General features: G+C 69.9%; 19 protein-coding genes. 13 read left to right on the plus strand and 6 right to left on the minus strand.

What is annotated here, in order from left to right; all coding sequences use genetic code 11:
* The first annotated feature begins 13 nt into the window (after positions 1-13).
* Both TSO221_RS00300 and TSO221_RS00305 read left to right on the plus strand, forming a co-directional pair.
* Positions 14-1204 carry a VWA domain-containing protein gene (locus TSO221_RS00300; protein WP_109116484.1) on the plus strand — a complete coding sequence of 397 codons (1191 nt, stop codon included), beginning with the start codon at positions 14-16 and terminating at the stop codon, positions 1202-1204.
* 150 nt (positions 1205-1354) lie between these two features.
* On the plus strand, positions 1355-2224 hold the full coding sequence (locus TSO221_RS00305; RefSeq protein WP_199229341.1) for a C1 family peptidase: 870 nt from the start codon (positions 1355-1357) through the stop codon (positions 2222-2224).
* An 84-nt stretch (positions 2225-2308) separates the two neighbouring features.
* On the opposite strand, the gene TSO221_RS00310 is transcribed toward TSO221_RS00305, so the two are convergent.
* Entirely contained in the window at positions 2309-2935 is a 627-nt protein-coding gene (locus TSO221_RS00310; protein ID WP_247877852.1) for a demethoxyubiquinone hydroxylase family protein, read from the minus strand.
* Positions 2936-3018: 83 nt separating this feature from the next.
* Between TSO221_RS00310 and TSO221_RS00315 the strand changes: the two genes are divergently transcribed.
* The 4 genes from TSO221_RS00315 to TSO221_RS00330 all read left to right on the plus strand — a co-directional run bounded on the left by TSO221_RS00315 (position 3019) and on the right by TSO221_RS00330 (position 6389).
* Positions 3019-4458, plus strand: coding sequence for an NADP-dependent isocitrate dehydrogenase (locus TSO221_RS00315; RefSeq protein ID WP_109116486.1), 1440 nt, complete (start codon positions 3019-3021; stop codon positions 4456-4458).
* A 97-nt stretch (positions 4459-4555) separates the two neighbouring features.
* Positions 4556-5077 carry an RNA polymerase sigma factor gene (locus tag TSO221_RS00320; protein ID WP_109116487.1) on the plus strand — a complete coding sequence of 174 codons (522 nt, stop codon included), beginning with the start codon at positions 4556-4558 and terminating at the stop codon, positions 5075-5077.
* A complete protein-coding gene (locus TSO221_RS00325) occupies positions 5074-5841 on the plus strand; it encodes an anti-sigma factor (RefSeq protein WP_109116488.1) in 768 nt (255 codons plus the stop codon). Before TSO221_RS00320 ends, TSO221_RS00325 begins: the two co-directional genes overlap by 4 nt.
* Positions 5842-6020: 179 nt before the next feature.
* Positions 6021-6389 (plus strand): GcrA family cell cycle regulator, encoded by a 369-nt coding sequence (locus TSO221_RS00330; protein WP_109116489.1) that lies wholly within the window; start codon positions 6021-6023, stop codon positions 6387-6389.
* A gap of 132 nt (positions 6390-6521) precedes the next feature.
* Here TSO221_RS00330 and TSO221_RS00335 read toward each other — a convergent pair whose 3' ends face one another.
* The 3 genes from TSO221_RS00335 to TSO221_RS00345 form a co-directional block, all read right to left on the minus strand.
* Positions 6522-6902 carry an oxidoreductase gene (locus tag TSO221_RS00335; RefSeq protein ID WP_109116490.1) on the minus strand — a complete coding sequence of 127 codons (381 nt, stop codon included), beginning with the start codon at positions 6900-6902 and terminating at the stop codon, positions 6522-6524.
* Positions 6903-7063: 161 nt separating this feature from the next.
* A complete protein-coding gene (locus tag TSO221_RS00340; RefSeq protein WP_109116491.1) occupies positions 7064-8287 on the minus strand; it encodes an NADP-dependent isocitrate dehydrogenase in 1224 nt (407 codons plus the stop codon).
* A gap of 211 nt (positions 8288-8498) precedes the next feature.
* Positions 8499-9083, minus strand: a complete 585-nt coding sequence (locus TSO221_RS00345; protein ID WP_109116553.1) for a TIGR00730 family Rossman fold protein — start codon at positions 9081-9083, stop codon at positions 8499-8501.
* A gap of 142 nt (positions 9084-9225) precedes the next feature.
* On the opposite strand from TSO221_RS00345, the gene TSO221_RS00350 reads away from it, so the two are divergent.
* From TSO221_RS00350 to TSO221_RS00360, 3 genes are all read left to right on the plus strand, one after another.
* Positions 9226-9702: a cytochrome c gene (locus tag TSO221_RS00350; RefSeq protein ID WP_109116492.1), complete on the plus strand. Its 477-nt coding sequence runs from the start codon at positions 9226-9228 to the stop codon at positions 9700-9702.
* Positions 9703-9710: 8 nt separating this feature from the next.
* Positions 9711-10571, plus strand: coding sequence for a cytochrome c (locus TSO221_RS00355; RefSeq protein ID WP_109116493.1), 861 nt, complete (start codon positions 9711-9713; stop codon positions 10569-10571).
* Positions 10572-10695: 124 nt separating this feature from the next.
* Positions 10696-11847 (plus strand): LysM peptidoglycan-binding domain-containing protein, encoded by a 1152-nt coding sequence (locus tag TSO221_RS00360; protein ID WP_247877853.1) that lies wholly within the window; start codon positions 10696-10698, stop codon positions 11845-11847.
* Positions 11848-11999: 152 nt separating this feature from the next.
* Here TSO221_RS00360 and TSO221_RS00365 read toward each other — a convergent pair whose 3' ends face one another.
* The gene (locus TSO221_RS00365; protein WP_199229342.1) at positions 12000-12461 is read right to left on the minus strand and encodes a hypothetical protein; all 462 of its coding nucleotides are present in this window, start codon (positions 12459-12461) and stop codon (positions 12000-12002) included.
* Positions 12462-12586: 125 nt separating this feature from the next.
* On the opposite strand from TSO221_RS00365, the gene TSO221_RS00370 reads away from it, so the two are divergent.
* Positions 12587-13285: a phosphatidylserine decarboxylase gene (locus TSO221_RS00370; RefSeq protein WP_109116494.1), complete on the plus strand. Its 699-nt coding sequence runs from the start codon at positions 12587-12589 to the stop codon at positions 13283-13285.
* Positions 13282-14175 (plus strand): phosphatidylcholine/phosphatidylserine synthase, encoded by an 894-nt coding sequence (locus TSO221_RS00375; protein ID WP_109116495.1) that lies wholly within the window; start codon positions 13282-13284, stop codon positions 14173-14175. The genes TSO221_RS00370 and TSO221_RS00375 overlap by 4 nt, the downstream gene beginning before the upstream one ends.
* On the opposite strand, the gene TSO221_RS00380 is transcribed toward TSO221_RS00375, so the two are convergent.
* On the minus strand, positions 14176-14490 hold the full coding sequence (locus TSO221_RS00380; RefSeq protein ID WP_109116496.1) for a hypothetical protein: 315 nt from the start codon (positions 14488-14490) through the stop codon (positions 14176-14178).
* Positions 14491-14708: 218 nt separating this feature from the next.
* Here TSO221_RS00380 and TSO221_RS00385 point away from each other — a divergent pair, with 218 nt between their 5' ends.
* Positions 14709-15296 carry a GNAT family N-acetyltransferase gene (locus TSO221_RS00385; protein WP_109116497.1) on the plus strand — a complete coding sequence of 196 codons (588 nt, stop codon included), beginning with the start codon at positions 14709-14711 and terminating at the stop codon, positions 15294-15296.
* A 133-nt stretch (positions 15297-15429) separates the two neighbouring features.
* The gene (locus tag TSO221_RS00390) at positions 15430-17547 is read left to right on the plus strand and encodes a hybrid sensor histidine kinase/response regulator (RefSeq protein WP_109116498.1); all 2118 of its coding nucleotides are present in this window, start codon (positions 15430-15432) and stop codon (positions 17545-17547) included.
* Positions 17548-17559 lie beyond the last annotated feature (12 nt).

Here is a 17559-nt window from a genome sequence, read left to right on the forward strand (position 1 = left end):
GGGGAGAACGCCATTGTTCACGAACTTCTTTTTCGAGCTGCGCCAAGCCGGCGTGCCAGTGTCGCTGAAGGAATACCTGACGCTGATGGAGGCCATGAAGCGTGGGCTGGCCGACTGCAGCGTGGAGGATTTCTACTACCTCAGCCGCTCCTGCCTGGTGAAGGACGAGCGCAACCTCGACCGCTTCGACCGGGTGTTCGGCCACGTCTTCAAGGGCATCGGCGAGCCGCCGCCGGACGGCGAGGAGGTGCCGGTCGTCGACCTGCCCGAGGAATGGCTGCGCAAGCTGGCCGAGCGCTTCCTGACCGACGAGGAGAAGGCGCAGGTCCAGGCGCTGGGCGGCTGGCAGAAGCTGATGGAGACGCTGGCGCAACGGTTGGCCGAGCAGAAGGGGCGGCACCAGGGCGGCTCGAAATGGGTCGGCACCGCCGGCACCTCGCCCTTCGGCGCCTACGGCTACAACCCCGAGGGCGTGCGCATCGGCCAGAAGGAATCCCGCCACCGCCGCGCCGTGAAGGTGTGGGACAAGCGCGAGTTCAGGAACCTCGACGATTCGGTGGAACTCGGCACCCGCAACATCAAGGTGGCGCTGCGGCGCCTGCGCAAGTTCGCCCGCACCGGGGCGGCCAGCGAGCTGGACCTGCCCGGCACCATCCGCGCCACCGCCAACAACGCCGGCTGGCTGGACCTGAAGCTGGTGCCGGAGCGGCACAACGCGGTGAAGGTGCTGCTGTTCCTGGACATCGGCGGCTCGATGGACGACCACATCCGCCTGTGCGAGGAGCTGTTCTCCGCCGTGCGGACCGAGTTCAAGCACCTGGAGCACTTCTACTTCCACAACTGCGTCTACGAGAGCCTGTGGAAGGACAACCACCGGCGCCAAGCCGAGCGCACCCCGACCTGGGACGTGCTGCACACCTATCCGGCGGACTACAAGCTGGTCTTCGTCGGCGACGCGGCGATGAGCCCGTACGAGATCACCCACCCCGGCGGCAGCGTCGAGCACTGGAACGAGGAGGCCGGGCAGGTCTGGCTGCAGCGGGTTCTGTCAGTCTACCAGAAGGCGGTGTGGCTGAACCCGGTGCCGGAGAGGCACTGGCAATACATGGAGAGCACGCGGATCCTGCAGCGCCTGATGGGCGGCCGCATGTACCCGCTGACGCTGGAGGGGCTGGATGCGGCGATGCGGGAACTGGTGAGGTAGGGTCACTATTTGGTATAGTCTTCTGATAATCAACATACTACGGTATGTTGCGTTTGATTTGTCTGTTGAGATTGTTGTGATTCCTCGCGAATATTTTTGCTGTGCTGTTGCGTATAGCAATCGGCATGGCAATCGACAAAGGGGGGAATCATGGTAAAGACGCTGAGCAGAGCCGAACGCACTCGCGCTGCGACCAAGCCCGCCCCGCGCATCGGCCCGGCCGAAGAAGCGGTTACCAGGAGCGACGGTGTTGTCCGCATACTGAACTGTCTTCCGTCGCGGGATACGGAGCAGGACTGGATGTTCGAGCATGCCGCGGCGGCCGAGTTGACGGCTGCCGCCGCGCCGCCGGCATCAAAGGATCTGCGCGAAGCGTGGTGGACGATCGGCGATCAGGGCTCTACCGGATCTTGCGTAGGCTGGGCGACAGCAGACTCGGTCCTTCGCTGGCATTTCGTTAAGGCAGGGAGGCTTCAATCTTCGGAGATGCTGTCACCAAGGTTCATTTGGATGGCGGCGAAGGAAACGGACGAATTCTTGTCGTCTCCTACCACGTTTATCGAAGCGGATGGGACCAGCCTCAAGGCCGCACTGGACATCGCCCGCCGTTATGGCGCGGTGACTGACCGCGTCCTGCCGTTCAATCCTCCCACTCTTTTCCAGGGCGAAGCGCGCACCTTCTATGCCATCGCGTCAAAGCTGAAGATCGAGAACTACATCAACCTTGGTCGTTCGCCTGAGAAGTGGCGGCAATGGATCGCCTTCAACGGTCCCGTCCTGGTCCGCTTGAATGTCGATGCGACGTGGAACAACGCCAGCCACACCAACGGCGTTTTGAACGTCTACGATGCGGCGACAGCGGGCGGCGGGCATGCCGTGGCGCTCGTCGGATACGACAAGAACAGGTTCATTGTCCGGAACAGTTGGGACATCCCGTGGGGTGACGGTGGGTTCGCACATGCATCCAACGAATACGCTGCAGCGGCGTTCACCGAGGCGTACGGGGTTTCTGTCTTGTGAAGAGGGTGGAAGGGCGCGGCATCCGCGCCCTTCCGGACCCCAGAGCGCAGTCTTAGGCTGAGCCAACGGTCCAACGTTGGAACCTCACACCCACCGCGCCACCACCACCCCCGCCCGCGAGCACCCCACCGCCACCCCGGCCAGCACCCGCGCCCACCACGGCGCATCCGGGTAGAGTTCCTCCGCGTCCTCCGCATGCCTCGCCTCGTCGTTGCGGCAGGCCTCCAGCACGCGCAGCAGCTCCGGGTCCGGCGCCAGCCGCCGCACGAGCGCGATCTGCCGCGCGTAGTGCCCGTCCACCCAGCGCTCCACCCCGGCGACCACGGCGTACAGCGCCGCCGGCCCCAGCCGCGCCGGCACCCAGCCGAGCAACCACCCGGCCAGCCGCCAGAACCCGCCCAGCCGGCTGCGCGCCTCTCGCGGCAGGTACGCCTCGAACAGCGCCAGATGCGCCCGCTCGATGCGCCGGTGTCCGGCGGCAAAGCGCCGCACGTCCGGGGCGCGGCTGCCGGCCAGCGCGCCGTCGTACAGCCGCACCGCCACCAGCTCGCCGACCTGATCGACGCGCAACTCGCGCCGGACCGCCGCCGGCAGGGCCGCAAACGCCGTGCGCGGCGGCTCCAGGCCGGCCACGGCCGAGGGCAGGCCGTCGAAAGGGGAGGGGGTGCTCGTGATGCCGGTCATCGCGGCAAGCGACGTGGCGCCGCTCACGCCAGCGTCAAGCCGCGTCGCGCTTCCGTTGCATGGCCGCTCGCTTTGCGGCTAGGGTCGCAGCGCGAAGGAGACTTATCCACATGGCGGACGCCACCCCCATCACGTTGGCCAGAGGCGACGGCATCGGTCCGGAGGTCGCGGACGCGGTGCTGCACATCCTGGATGCGGCCGGCGCGCGCCTCAAGGTGGAGGAGGTGCCGGCGGGCGAGGCCGTGTACCGCCGCGGCCACGGCGGCGGGCTGGGGCCGGACGGCTGGGCGTCGATCCGGCGCACCCGCGTCTTCCTCAAGGGGCCGGTGGTGACGCCGCAGGGGCCGGGGTTCAAGTCGCTGAACGTCACGGCGCGCACCGCGCTGGGGCTGTTCGCCAACGTCCGCCCCTGCGTCTCGCACCACCCCTATGTCCGCACCCGGCACCCTCGCATGGACGTGGTGATCATCCGCGAGAACGAGGAGGACCTCTACACCGGCATCGAGCACCGCCAGACCGACGACGTGATCCAGTCGGTCAAGCTGGTGTCGCAGCCGGGCTCGGAGCGCATCGTCCGCTACGCCTTCGAGTACGCTCGCGCCAACCGCCGCCGCAAGGTGACGGCCCTGGTGAAGGACAACATCATGAAGATGTCCGACGGGCTGTTCCTGCGCACCTTCCAGGAGGTCGCCGCCGAGTACCCGGAGATCAAGGCCGACCACCTGATCGTCGACATCGGCGCCGCCCGCCTCGCCGACCAGCCCGAGCGCTTCGACGTCATCGTCACCCTCAACCTGTACGGCGACATCGTCTCCGACATCGCGGCGCAGATCACCGGGTCGATCGGGCTGGCCGGCTCCGCCAACATCGGCGACCGCTGCGCCATGTTCGAGGCGCTGCACGGCGCCGCCCCGGCGCTGGCCGGGCAGGGGGTGGCGAACCCCTCGGGCCTGCTGATGGCATCCGTGATGATGCTCGTGCACATCGGCCAGGGCGACGTGGCGGCGCGCGTGCACAACGCATGGCTGCGCACCATCGAGGACGGCATCCACACCGCCGACATCTTCTCGCGCGGCATGAGCCGTCTGCGCGTCGGCACGCAGGCCTTCGCCGACGCGGTGATCGAGCGCCTCGGCCAGTTCCCGAAGACGCTGCCCGGCGTCAGCTACGCCGTCACCCGCCCCAGCTTCGACACCGCGCTGCGTCCCTCCGGCCGGGCGCCGGCGGTGAAGGAGCTGGTCGGGGTGGACGTCTTCCTGCACTGGTCGGATGGCGGGCCGGACGACCTGGCGGCCCGCGTGCAGCCGCTGGCCGGCCCGGCGCTGGAGCTGTCGAGCATCTCCAACCGCAGCCAGACCGTCTGGCCGGACGGCAACGCCGGCACCTTCTGCACCGATCACTGGCGCTGCCGCTTCCTGGTGCGCGGCGAGCCGATCGTCCACCGCGACATCGTGGCGCTGCTCGACCGCCTCGCGGTGGCCGGCCTGGACTTCATCCAGACCGAGAACCTCTGCAACTTCGACGGCAAGGCGGGGTTCTCGGCGACGTAGCTCCGGCCGAAAGATCTACCCCCTATGCGCTTGACGCGCGCGTCCACGGAATAACATGGGCTGCGGGTGCGTCCTTGCAGAGCGGGGGACCGGAGCCATGCCAGCAGCCGACGACATCGACGACCGCGCCATCGCGGCGCACGTGCCGCGCCTGCGCCGCTACGCCGCGGCGCTGGTGGGGAACCTCGCGGACGCCGACGACCTCGTGCAGGACTGCGTGGAGAAGGCGCTGGCCAACCGCCATGCGCTGCGCGACCCGAGCCGGCTCGGCGGCTGGCTGCTGTCGATCCTGCACAACCTGCACGTCAGCGGCATCCGCTGGCGGCGGCGGCGGGGGCACGAGACGCCGGTGGAGGACTTCGCCGACGACGTGGCGCTCAGCACCCCGCCCGCCGACCGCGGCGCGGTTCGCGACTTCGTCCGCGCCTTTGGGCAACTGTCCGAGGAGCACCGCCGCATCCTGCTGCTGACCGGCGTGGAAGGCCTGTCCTACCGCGAGGTCGCCGAGGTGCTGGAGGTGCCAATCGGCACCGTGATGTCGCGGCTCGCCCGCGCCCGTGAACGGCTGCGCGCGCTGCTGGAAGGCGGCGAGGAGCGGCCGCTGAGGAGAATCAAATGACCACCCCCGAGGAGGAGCCCGTGACGGAGGCCGAGCTGCACGCGTGGCTCGACGGCGAACTGCCCGACGACCGGCGGGACGCGGTGCGCCGCTACCTGGACGACCACCCCGAGGTCGCCCACCGCTTCGCCAGCTACCGCGCGCAGCGGACGATGACCGCCCGCGCCTTTGCCCCGTTGATCGACCGGCCGCTGCCCGACCGCCTGAAGCCGCCCTTCAGCCGGCGCCACCGCGCGCTGCCGTGGCTGGCGCTGGCGGCGTCGCTGCTCGCCTTCGTGGCGGGTGGGGCCGCCGGCTGGCTGGCGCACGGCTGGAGCGCGCCCGGCGCCCCGTCGTCCCGCGCCTTCGTCGCCGAGGCCGTCGCCGCCCACCGCGTCTTCGCCGCCGAGGTGCGCCACCCCGTCGAGGTCGGCGCCGACCAGGAGGAGCACCTCGTGACGTGGCTCGGCAAGCGGCTCGGCAAGCCGCTGCGCGCTCCCCGCCTCGCCGGGCGCGGCTACGAACTGGTGGGCGGGCGGCTGCTGTCGGACACCGACGGCCCGGCGGCCCAACTGATGTATCAGGATGCGACCGGTCGCCGCATCACCCTGTATGCCCGGCCGACCCGTGACCCGGCGGACACATCGTTCCGATTTGCGCACGACGGCAACGTCCAAGCTTTTTATTGGCGCGACAATGGGTTAGCTTGGGCCCTGACGGGCGAACTCGACCGGGTTACCCTCTCCGGAATAGCCGAGGACGTCTACCGGGCTCTGAACTCGTAGGACCCAGGGAGTTATGCACAGGAATGTTGCTGGCACCCTCTATCCCTTGCGGGCTCCATCTGGTAGCTTCCTCCCCGGTCGGCACAAAATATTGAGCCTTATGGAAAATGGCTTATCAGCCTTATGGCTATAGCCACCGGCCAAGGCACGGGCAACCGGACCAAGTTTGGAGACAGGGGATGAGTTGGACGGACGAGCGGGTTCAACAGCTTAAGGATCTCTGGGCGCAGGGGCTGAGCGCCAGCGAGATCGCCGACATGCTCGGCGACATCAGCCGCAACGCCGTGATCGGCAAGGCGCACCGCCTTGGCCTCTCCGGGCGCCCGTCGCCCATCAAGAAGAAGCCGAGCCGGGGGGCCACGATCCTCAGCCTGACCGAGCGCATGTGCAAGTGGCCGGTGGGCGACCCCAAGCACCAGGATTTCCACTTCTGCGGCAAGACGGCGCTGGCCGGCCTGCCGTACTGCGCGGAGCACGCGGCGGTGGCCTACCAGCCGACCTCCTCCAGCAAGAAGCGCGACGAGGACCGCAGCGTCGGCGTCGCCTGACGCCCGAGCGACAGTCTCCCGTCCGGAAAACGAAAAGCGGCCCTGGTTCGGGGCCGCTTTTGTTTTTCGTATCCTCTTGATAGCCGTCATGCCCGGGACAAGCCCGGCCATGACGGTTTCAGAGGGAAAGTCTCAATACTCCACGTCGCCATGCTTCAGCCGCACCAGCTCGCCCTTCGACAGGGAGAGCATCAGCTGCACGATCACCTCGTGCATGATGATGGTGCGGTGGTTGTCGGTGTCCTGCATGTGCTGGCGCAGCGCCTCGCGCACCAGCGGCACGCCGGTGACGTCGATCAGCACGTCGAGGTCCTCGCCCATGCGCGCGAGGTCCATGAAATCGGTGGTGGTCGGCACGTCGTGGTCGCGCGCGAGATTCATGCCCGGCGCGTCCGGATCGAGGTCGGCCACCCCCAGCACGCGGACGAACGGCGCGCTGAGAAGCTGCTGCAGAAGCGGGGTGCCGGTCTCGCCGGCACCGATGACGGCGACGCAGAAAGTGCTGTTGGGCATCTCTTCCCTCAGGTTATGGATCAGCATGAAAAAAAGCCCGGAGCGCTCGCCCCGGGCTTTTCAGGAGTCCTTTTCAGGAGTCCGGGGGGAACGGTCGTTCCCCCACCTTTTCCGCCGAAACGCCCCTCAAGGGAGAGGGGCCATGGTGTCGCACCCGAAGGTTACGCCCAGGCGGCCATCTTCTTCTGCAGGTTCTCGTCCAGCTTGTCGAGGAACTGCTTGGTGGTCAGCCAGGGCTGCTCCGGGCCGATGAGGATGGCGAGGTCCTTGGTCATGTAGCCGGACTCGACGGTCTCGACGCAGACGCGCTCCAGCGTCTGGGCGAACTTGACCACATCGGGCGTGCCGTCGAACTTGCCGCGGTAGGCGAGGCCCTGCGTCCAGGCGTAGATCGAGGCGATCGGGTTGGTCGAGGTCTCCTTGCCCTTCTGGTGCTCGCGGTAGTGGCGGGTCACCGTGCCGTGCGCGGCCTCGGCCTCGACGGTCTTGCCGTCCGGCGTGATCAGCACCGAGGTCATCAGGCCCAGCGAGCCGAAGCCCTGCGCCACCACGTCCGACTCCACGTCGCCGTCGTAGTTCTTGCAGGCCCACACGAAGCCGCCTTCCCACTTCAGCGCCGAGGCGACCATGTCGTCGATCAGGCGGTGCTCGTAGACCAGGCCCTTCTCCTTGAACTTCGCCGCGTAGTCGCGGTCGAACACCTCCTGGAAGATGTCCTTGAAGCGGCCGTCGTAGGCCTTGAGAATGGTGTTCTTGGTCGACAGGTAGACCGAGTAGTTGCGCTCCAGGCCGTACAGGAAGCTGGAATGCGCGAAGCCCTCAATCGACTCGTCGAGGTTGTACATGCCCATCGCCACGCCGGCGCCGGGGAAGTCGTAGACCTCGTGCTCGATCGGCTCGCCGCCGCCCTCGGGCGTCCACTTGATGGTCAGCTTGCCCGCGCCCGGAACCTTGAAGTCGGTGGCCTTGTACTGGTCGCCGAAGGCGTGGCGGCCGATGATGATCGGCTTGGTCCAGCCGGGGACGTAGCGCGGCACGTTGTTGCAGACGATCGGCTCGCGGAAGACGGTGCCGCCGATGATGTTGCGGATCGTGCCGTTCGGCGACTTCCACATCTTCTTGAGGGTGAATTCCTTGACGCGCGCCTCGTCGGGGGTGATGGTCGCGCACTTCACGCCGACGCCGTACTGCTGGATCGCCTTGGCCGACTCGACGGTCACCTTGTCGTCGGTCTTGTCGCGGTTCTCGATGCCGAGATCATAGTACTTCAGATCGATGTCGAGGTACGGCAGGATCAGCTTGTCCTTGATGAACTGCCAGATGATCCGGGTCATCTCGTCGCCGTCAAGCTCGACGACCGGGTTCGCGACTTTGATCTTGGTCATGGGTACGAGGTCTCCCCTTGGGGTCAGGGCTGTCGTTATCCTTGGGCGCCAGGCGCCATCCAGCGGGCGTGACCGTCCGGGGCGCCCTGGTCCTGGCTGACGTAGGGGGCGGCCCGCACGGCTGGGCGTAGGTTCGGCGGTCTTATATCACCGGCCCCCCGGGGAAGGAAGGCGCGGCGGGCGGCGCAGCCCACGTTGTCGCGCGCGGCGGCTACAGCCACTTGGTGTCCGCCGGGGCCGACGGTTCCGGGGCGCGGTCCAGCGCCGTGAACACGTCCTCCACCCGCTTCACCACGGTGAACAGGCGGCGGTGCTCCTCCCGGCAGAAGCCCTCCTCGACCATGGTGTCGATCAGCGCCAGCAGCGGTGCCCAGTACCCCTCGACATCGACGATCACCACCGGCTTGTCGTGCAGGCGCAGCTGCTTCCAGGTCAGCACCTCGAACGTCTCGTCCAGCGTGCCCATGCCGCCGGGCAGCACGATGAAGGCGTCCGAACGCTCGACCATCATGCGCTTGCGGGTGTGCATGCTGTCGACCACATGCAACTCGGCCAGGCCGGTGTGCTCGACCTCCATCACCTTGATGTGCTCGGGGATGATGCCGACCACCTCGCCGTGCGCGGCGATGGCGGCGTCGGCCAGGATGCCCATCAGCCCGACCCGGCCGCCGCCGTAGACCAGCCGGATGCCGCGCTCGGCCAGCCCGGCGCCCAGCGCGTGCGCCGCGGCCTTGTGGACGTCCGCGACCCGGCTCGACGAGCCGCAGTACACGCACACGGAATTCGGCGTCTTCATCGCACCCACCATCGTCGGTTTCATCACGATCCTGTGATTGGCGCCGGCCGCGTTGCCGACGGCACCATCCTCGGTGGAATAACACGCCGGCCCCGGGCGTCAACCCGGCGTCCACCGTGACACAAACAGGGAGAGAGCCACCATGATCCACCGCACGCTCCACGCCGTTTTCGCCGTCGCCGTATCGGCGGGCCTGTTCCTCGCCTTCGCGCCGGCCGCCCCGGCCGCGACGCCGGAGGAACTGGTCAAGGCCCGGCAGCAGCACATGAAGAAGTTCGGCGGCGGCATGCAGACCATCGGCAAGTTCCTCAAGGGCGAGGGCGGCACCGTCGAGGACGTGCAGAAGGCCGCCGCGCAGATCGACGAGGCGGCGAAGGGCGACTTCACCGCGCTGTTCCCGCCGGGCACCGCCGCCCCGGTCGCCGAGAGCGCCGCCAAGCCGGAACTGTGGCAGAACCTGCCGAAGGCGCAGCAGCAGTGGGTGGACGTCAAGCCGGCTGCCGACAAGCTGGTCACCGCCGCGATGACCGGCGAGAAGGCGCAGATCGCCCAGGCGCAGCAGGCGGCCGGCAAGGCCTGCGCCGCCTGCCACGAGGACTTCCGCATCAAGAAGAACTAAGCCGCCCGATGCGCGCCGCCGTTCTCCTTCTCCTCGGCCTGCTGACCCCGGTCGCCGCGCGGGCGGGCGATCCCGCCTCGCCCGACCCGGTGCGGCGCGGCGAATACGTCTTCGACGCCGCCGGCTGCCTGGGCTGCCACACCAACGAGAAGGGCGGCGGCGCGCCGCTGGCCGGCGGGCGTCCGCTGAAGACGCCCTTCGGCACCTTCTACAGCCCGAACATCACCCCCGACCCGGTGCACGGCATCGGCCGCTGGACCGACGCCGACTTCGCCCGCGCGCTCCGCTCCGGCCACGGCAGGGAGGGGGAGCCGCTGTTCCCGGCCTTCCCCTACACCTCCTACACGCGGATGAGCGACCGCGACGTCGCCGACCTCAAGGCCTACCTGTCCAGCCGCCCGGCCAGCCCGGCGGCGAACCGGCCGCACGATCTGTCGGCGCCCTTCGGCTGGCGCTTCCTGCTGCCGGTCTGGCAGACGCTGTACCTGGAGGAGGGGCCGCTGAAGGACGACCCCGCCAGGCCCGCCGAGTGGAACCGCGGCCGCTACCTGGTCGAGGCGCTGGGCCACTGCGGCGAGTGCCACAGCCCGCGCGGCTGGATGGGCGGCGTCGATTCCGCGCGTGCGCTGGCCGGCAACCCGCAGGGGCCGGAGGGCGACAAGGTGCCCAACCTGCGCCCCGGTCCGAAGGGCCTGGCCGACTGGTCGCAGGGCGATGTCGAGGCGGCGCTGGAGATGGGCATGCTGCCGGACGGCGACTTCGTCGGCGGCTCCATGGCCGAGGTGGTGCGCAACTCCACCTCCAAGCTCACCCCGGCGGACCGCCGGGCCATCGCCGTCTACCTGAAGTCGCTGCCGTCGGTTCCGTGACGCGCCGTCGGTATACGGAATAGTTGCCCAACGGCGCAGACGGCCGTTGATCGGCGCGGAGGACTTACCGATACTCGTATGTTTCGGGCGCTTGCTATGGCGTCCGCCAGCATACGGTGCGGCGGTGAAACAGCTTGTCCTTCTCGGCGGCGGATTGGGCGCGGTCCTGGCGGTCGCCGCGGCGACCTACGGCCTGATGTCACCCACGGCCCGCGACGAGGCGGTCGCCATCGCCCCCGCCGCGCTGCAGGCGGCGCTGCCTGCGGCCCCCGAAACCAAACCCGCAGCCCCGGACTCCGCCGGCCCGAAGCCGGTCGTCCCGGCCACGCTCGCCCCGCCGCCCGCTCCGGCACCGCCCGCCGCCAAGCCCGCGACTCCGCCGGCTCCGACTTTCGACGTGGTGCGCGTCACCCCCGGCGGCGAGGCGGTGATCGCCGGCCGCGCCGCGCCGGGATCGGTGGTGACGGTGTTCGACGGCAACCGCCCGCTCGGCGAGGTCAGCGCCGACCGCCGCGGCGAGTGGGTGCTGCTGCCCGCGTCCCCGCTGTCGCCCGGCAGCCGCGAGCTGAGCCTGACCGCCCGCCTGAACGGCGACTCGGTGCAGGCCGAGCGCGTCGTCGTGCTGGTGGTGCCCGAGCCGGCGCGCGACGCGCCGCCCGCCCCGGCGATGGCCGTCGCCGTGCCGCGCGAGGGGGCGGGCGCCAGCACCGTCCTGCAGGCGCCGCCGCCGTCCACCGTTGAAACACCACGCGTTGAATCGGCGAAGGTGGCTCCGTCCCCCGGCGGCTCCTCCACCCGCGCCCTGCCGCCGCTGCCGCCCGGCGGCGTGTCGGTGGAGACGATGGACTACGACTCGGCCGGCCGCGTCGCCATGGGCGGTCGCGCGCAGCCGGGCAGTTCGGTGCAGCTCTACCTCGACAACATCCTGGTCGGTCGGGCCGCCACCGACCCCGACGGCCACTGGCGCCTCAGCCCGCAGCGTCCGATCGACCCGGGCATCTACGCGCTGCGCGCCGACCAGGTGACGGAGACCGGCAAGGTGATGGCGCGCGTCGAGCTGCCGGTGCAGGTGTCGGAAGTCCCGAAGAACCTGCCGGACGGCCAGTCGCTGGTGGTCCAGCCCGGCAACAGCCTGTGGCGCATCGCCCGGCGCACCTACGGCGACGGGCTGCGCTACACGACGATCTACGAAGCCAACCGCTCGCAGATCCGCGATCCCGACCTGATCTATCCCGGGCAGATCTTCAGCCTGCCGGCGGCGGTGCCGAAGGGGTGAGGCGATCTGCGCTCAAGAGCCTTTCAATTCGTCATCCCCGCGAAGGCGGGGATCCAGGCGGCTTTGCAAAGTCGAGGCGCGGCAAGGTTTTCTGGATCCCCGCCTTCGCGGGGATGACGGCCAAGAGAGTGCTCGATGCGGTAGGCTGACGCTTACAGCCACTCCCCGAGAATCCTGAGGAATGGCCGCCCCTCCTGGATCAGCGCCACCGTCTCGCACATCAGGTCTTCCGCCGTCACCGCGCCCGCGTGCCGGGTCTCCGAGGCCAGCAGGATCTTCTGGTCCTGCACGACGAATCGGGCGCGCTCCAGCTTCGGCATGGCGCGCAGCGCGGCCAGCAGCTTGCGCCGCCGCTCCGGCGCCTGCGCGGTGTAGGGGATGTGGCCGACCTCCGCCCAGATCTGGCAGACCGCGCCGTCGCCCTCGGGGCTGACCGCGGCGTGGAAGGGCAGGCCGTCGGCGAAGAAGTTCAGCTTCACCGGCTGCGGCGGGCGGATCGACGGCACGCCGTCGGCCGTCATGGTCACGGCGCTGAGGCCGAGCGGCAGCGCGCCCTCGGCGACCTGGGCCAGGGCGCGCAAGGCGTCGAGACGGGCGGCGGCGGGAACGGTCATGGGGCGGGACGCAGTCCTGACGGCGGCGGAGACCGAAGCTTCGCGGCATGCCGCTAAAATTCTGTAAAGGGCGGGGTGCTGCGACTATCATGCGCCGCTTCACGTCAAAGGACATGTGACCGGCGATGAGCGCCATCGACACCGTACTCGTTCCCATCCACCGCGCCGGCTGGCCGTTCATCGCGATCTTCGCGGTGGTCTCGGCCGTCCTCGGCCTTGCCGTCGCGGCGCCGCTGGGCTGGATCGGCCTCGTGCTGACCGCCTGGTGCGTCTACTTCTTCCGCGACCCCGAGCGCGTGACGCCCTCCCGCTCCGGACTGCTGGTCAGCCCGGCCGACGGCCGCGTCACCATGATCGTGCCCGCCGTCCCGCCGCCCGAGCTGGGCATGGGGCCGGAGCCGCGCACCCGCATCTCGATCTTCCTCAACGTCTTCAACGTGCACGTCAACCGCGTGCCGGCCGACGGCGAGGTGGTGGCCGCCGAGTATCACCCCGGCGCCTTCCTCAACGCCGCGCTCGACAAGGCCAGCGCCGAGAACGAGCGCATGGCGATCCGCCACCGCCTGCCGGACGGGCGGGAGATCGCCTACGTGCAGATCGCCGGCCTGGTGGCGCGCCGCATCATCTGCCATCTGAAGCCCAAGCAGGCGGTGAAGGCGGGCGAGCGCTTCGGCCTGATCCGCTTCGGCAGCCGCACCGACATCTACCTGCCGGACGGCGTGGCGCCGCTGGTCTGCGTCGGGCAGCTGGCGATCGGCGGCGAGACTGTCCTTGCCGACCTGGAGTCGAGCGAACCGCAGCGGACGGGGGAGATCCGCCGATGAAACGGCCGCCCGTCTTCAAGCCGGGCGCCTTCAAGCCCGGGGTGTTCCGCAAGCGGCACCCGCGCCGGGTGCACCCGCGGCTCAAGGGCCTGTCGATCAACCACCTGCTGCCCAACGTGCTGACCGTGCTGGCGCTGTGCGCCGGCCTGACGGCGATCCGCTTCGCCATCGACGGGCAGTGGCGCCCGGCGGTGGTATCGGTGGTGACCGCCGCCATCCTCGACGCGCTGGACGGCCGCATCGCCCGCCTGCTGAACGGCCAGAGCAAGTTCGGCGCCGAGCTGGACAGCCTGTCCGACGTGGTCAGCTTCGGCGTCGCCCCGGCGATCATGATGTACCTGTGGGCGCTGGGCTCGGCCGGCAGCTTCGGCTGGATCGCGGCGCTGGCCTACGCGGTGTGCATGGCGCTGCGGCTGGCCCGCTTCAACTCGCGCCTCGGCGCGCCGGACCTGCCGCCGTGGGCCTTCAACTACTTCACCGGCGTGCCGGCGCCGGCCGGGGCGGGGCTGGTGCTGCTGCCCATGGTCGCCGGATTCGAGGTGGACCCGGCGCTGGTTAGCCACCCGGTGCTGGTGGTGCCGTGGACGCTGGCGATGGCGTTGCTGCTGGTGTCGACGCTGCCGACCTTCTCCGGCAAGGGCATGCGGGTGCCGACCGACTACGTGGTGCCGGCGCTGGTCGGCGTCGGCCTGCTCGCCGCGTTCCTGGTGGCGCAGCCCTGGTGGACGCTGATCCTGCTCGGCATCGCCTACGTGGCTCTGATCCCGGTGTCGCTGCGCCAGTTCCGCAAGCTGCAGCGCGCCGCCGCCGACATCCAGGCCCCGGCCGAGGGCGAGGCCCCCGCGGCCGAGGCGCCGGTGGACGAGGAGAAGAAGGGCGGGGTGGCCTGATCAGGCCACCGTCCGCTCCGCCGTCAGCACGTGGCCGACCAGCGGGATGGCGCGCAGGCAGTTGGCCACGTGGTCGGACTCGGCGCGCACCATGCCGACCACCTCGACGCTGATGTCGAGCATGCCGGCTTCCGGCAGCAGCTCGCTGCGCAGCGCGGTGGGCACCAGGCCGCGCTTGGCGAACAGCTCCAGCACGCGCGGCAGCGCGCCGGGATCGGCGTCGGCGCGCACGGCGAAGGTCACGCAGCGCCCCGGATCGGTGGCGCGGGTCTCGGCGGGGGCGGGCAGGACGGAAACGGTCTGAACGGCCGGCATGGCACGGGCTTTCCCTGGACGGTCTTCGAAGGAGTGCGGCGGTTGGTTCCCGGCCCTCAGAGGAGGACCGGGCCGCTAATTCGAAGAGTCGGGGACAGCGGCGCGACGTTCATGCCGGTGACCCTAGCCGCGATCGTCCGTCCGGTCAACCGACGCGGAACGGGCTGGCGTGCGGCCCTGCTCTGCGTTACTCGGTAAGGGGCACGCACGAGGCCGCCATGACCGCCGAGATCCTGATCCGCCCCGCCGACCCCGACGACGCCCCCGCGGTGGCGCCGCTGATGGTCGAGGCCGGCGGCGGCATCTACCAGTTCCTGCTCGACGGCGTGGTGCCGGGCATGGCGGTGGCCGACATGCTGATGCCGGGGCTGGCGGCGCGCGAGGGCTCGTTCTCGCACCGGCACTGCGCGGTGGCGTTGGACGGCGGCGCCGTCGTCGGCACCGCGCACGCCTATCCGGCCGACTGGATGCGCAGCGTCGACCGCAGCTACCTGCCGCCCGAGCGGCTGGCGCACATCCGGAGCTTCGACGCGGCGCAGGACTGGGGCAGCTACTTCCTGTCCGCCCTGGCGGTGGCGCCGCCATGGCGGCGGCGGGGCATCGCCGGGCGCTTGCTGGACTGGGTCGAGGGCCGCGCGCGCAGCGGCGGCTTCGACCGCATCACGCTGCATGTCTGGGCCGACAACGCCCCGGCCCGCCGCCTCTACGCCCGGCACGGCTACATCGAGGTGGAGGTGGCGGCGATTCCCTGGGATGAGCGCCTGCCGCACGAGGGCGGCAGCGTCCTGCTGCGCAAGCGGCTGTAGGGCGATCCGGACCGGGCGAAAGCGCTATGACTCATACATTCGTATGGGATACGCCTTCCCAATGTCGTAATGACGGGCGGTCTTGATCTGCTAATTTTCACGCAACTCAAAGAAGTCAAGACGTTCCTCCGACATGCCCTACCGACGGTCCGCACGCGACCTCTGGATCCTGCTGCTGTTCTCGTTCACGGTGCCGCTGCTGCTGCTCGCGGTGGTGGCGTGGCGGGACTACGGCGAGGGCTTTGCGGAGGCCGAGCGGCACGTCGACCGGTCCAACTCCGTGGTCTACGAGCACACGCTGCGCCTGTTCGAGACCTACGCCTTCGTGCTGGACGAGATCGACCAGTACATCGCCGGGCGTCCGTGGCCGGGGATCACCGCCACGCCGGAGGTCCACCGCTATCTGGAGCGGGTCGAGCACGCCTTCCCGCAGGTGGGCAGCCTGTGGCTCGTCGACGCCGCCGGCCGGATCGCCGGCAGCAGCCGCTTCTTTCCGGTGCCGGCCTCCGACGTCTCCGACCGCGATTACCACCTGACGCTCAAGAGCGGCGAGACGCGCTTCATCAGCGCGACCTATCCCGGGCGCACCACCGGCAAGCTGGCGTTCAACGTGGCGCGCAGCCGCTCGGCGTCGGAGGGGAGCTACGACGGCAGCATCCTCGCCTCGGTCTACGTCGCCGAGTTCACCGAGTTCTTCGCGCAGGTGGTAGCCACCCCCGGCGACGCGGTGTCGCTGGTGCGCGCCGACGGCACCATGCTGGCGCGTTACCCGGGGCCGCCGACGGCCGTCAAGCTGACGCCCGAGAGCGGTTTCATGCGCGCCGTCGCCGCCGCTCCGGCCGGCGGCGTGTTCCGGACGCAGTCGCAGGGCGACGGGGTGGAGCGGCTGTACGCCTACCGCAAGGTCGGCGACTTCCCGGTGTATGTCCTGTACGGCCGGTCCATCGGCTGGATCCTGGCCGAGTGGCGCTCGCAGGTGCTGTTCTACGCGCTGTTCGCGGTGCCCTCGGCGCTGCTGCTGGCGCTGGTGTCGTGGCTGGTGGTGCGCAAGGCGCGCGCCGAGCGCGTGGCGCTCGCCCGCGTCGCCGCCGAGGTGGAGCGCCGCCAGCACGCCGAGGCCATCCTGCAGAAGATCCAGCGCCTGGAGATGCTGGGCCAGATCGCCGGCGGCATCGCGCACGACTTCAACAACCTGCTGATGGTGATCACCAGCAACCTCTACCTCGCGCAGTCGCGCGGCGGCGAACCCGGCCCGGCGGCGCCCTTCATCGACACCGCCATGCAGGCCGCCTACCGCGGCGGGCAGCTGACGCAGCAACTCCTGACCTTCTCGCGCCAGCACGCGGTCAAGCCGGAGGTGTTCGACGTCAACGCCGCCTTGGGGCCGATGGTGGACGGCATGCTGAAGCGTTCGCTGCGCGGCGACATCGCCATCGACACCGACCTGATGTCCGGCCTGTGGCCGGCGAAGGCGGATCGCGCGCAGATGGAGCTGGCGGTGCTCAACCTCGCGGTCAACGCCCGCGACGCCATGCCGGACGGCGGCCGGCTGACCGTGCGCACCCGCAACGTGACGCTCGGCGGCGACGGGCCGGGGGGCCTCCGCGGCGACTTCGTGGCGCTCACCCTGGCCGACACCGGCTGCGGCATCGACACGGACATCCAGGACCGCGTCTTCGACCCGTTCTTCACCACCAAGGATGTCGGCAAGGGCACCGGCCTGGGCCTCAGCCAGGTCTACGGCTTCGCCACCCAGGCCGGCGGCACGGTGGGGCTGGACAGCCGGCCGGGGGAGGGAACCGCCATCACCCTCTACCTGCCGCGCAGCGGCGAAGGGGCGGCCCAGGCCGCCGCCACCCCGGCGCAAAGCCCGCGGCCGGCCGGCGGCACCATCCTGCTGGTCGAGGACAGCCCGGAGATCGGCCGCACCGCCACCACGCTGCTGGAGGGCTTCGGCTACAGCGTCGTGTACGCCGAGAACGCCGACCGCGCGCTGGAGGCGCTGTCCAACGGCAGGCGCTTCGACCTGGTGTTCTCCGACATCGTGATGCCCGGCAGCATGAACGGCCTCGACCTGGCGCGGCGGGTGCGCGAGCGCTTCCCGGCGATGCCGGTGCTGCTGACCACCGGCTACTCCAACGCCGCCAGCACCGCGGAGAAGGAGGGCTTCCGCCTGCTGCAGAAGCCCTACCGCCCGGAGGTGCTCGCCGAGGCGGTGCGCGAGCTGCTGGACGAGACGGCCGGCGCGTAAAAGATCCCGCGA

This window comes from Azospirillum sp. TSO22-1 (assembly GCF_003116015.1).
Classification (GTDB): Bacteria; Pseudomonadota; Alphaproteobacteria; order Azospirillales; family Azospirillaceae; genus Azospirillum.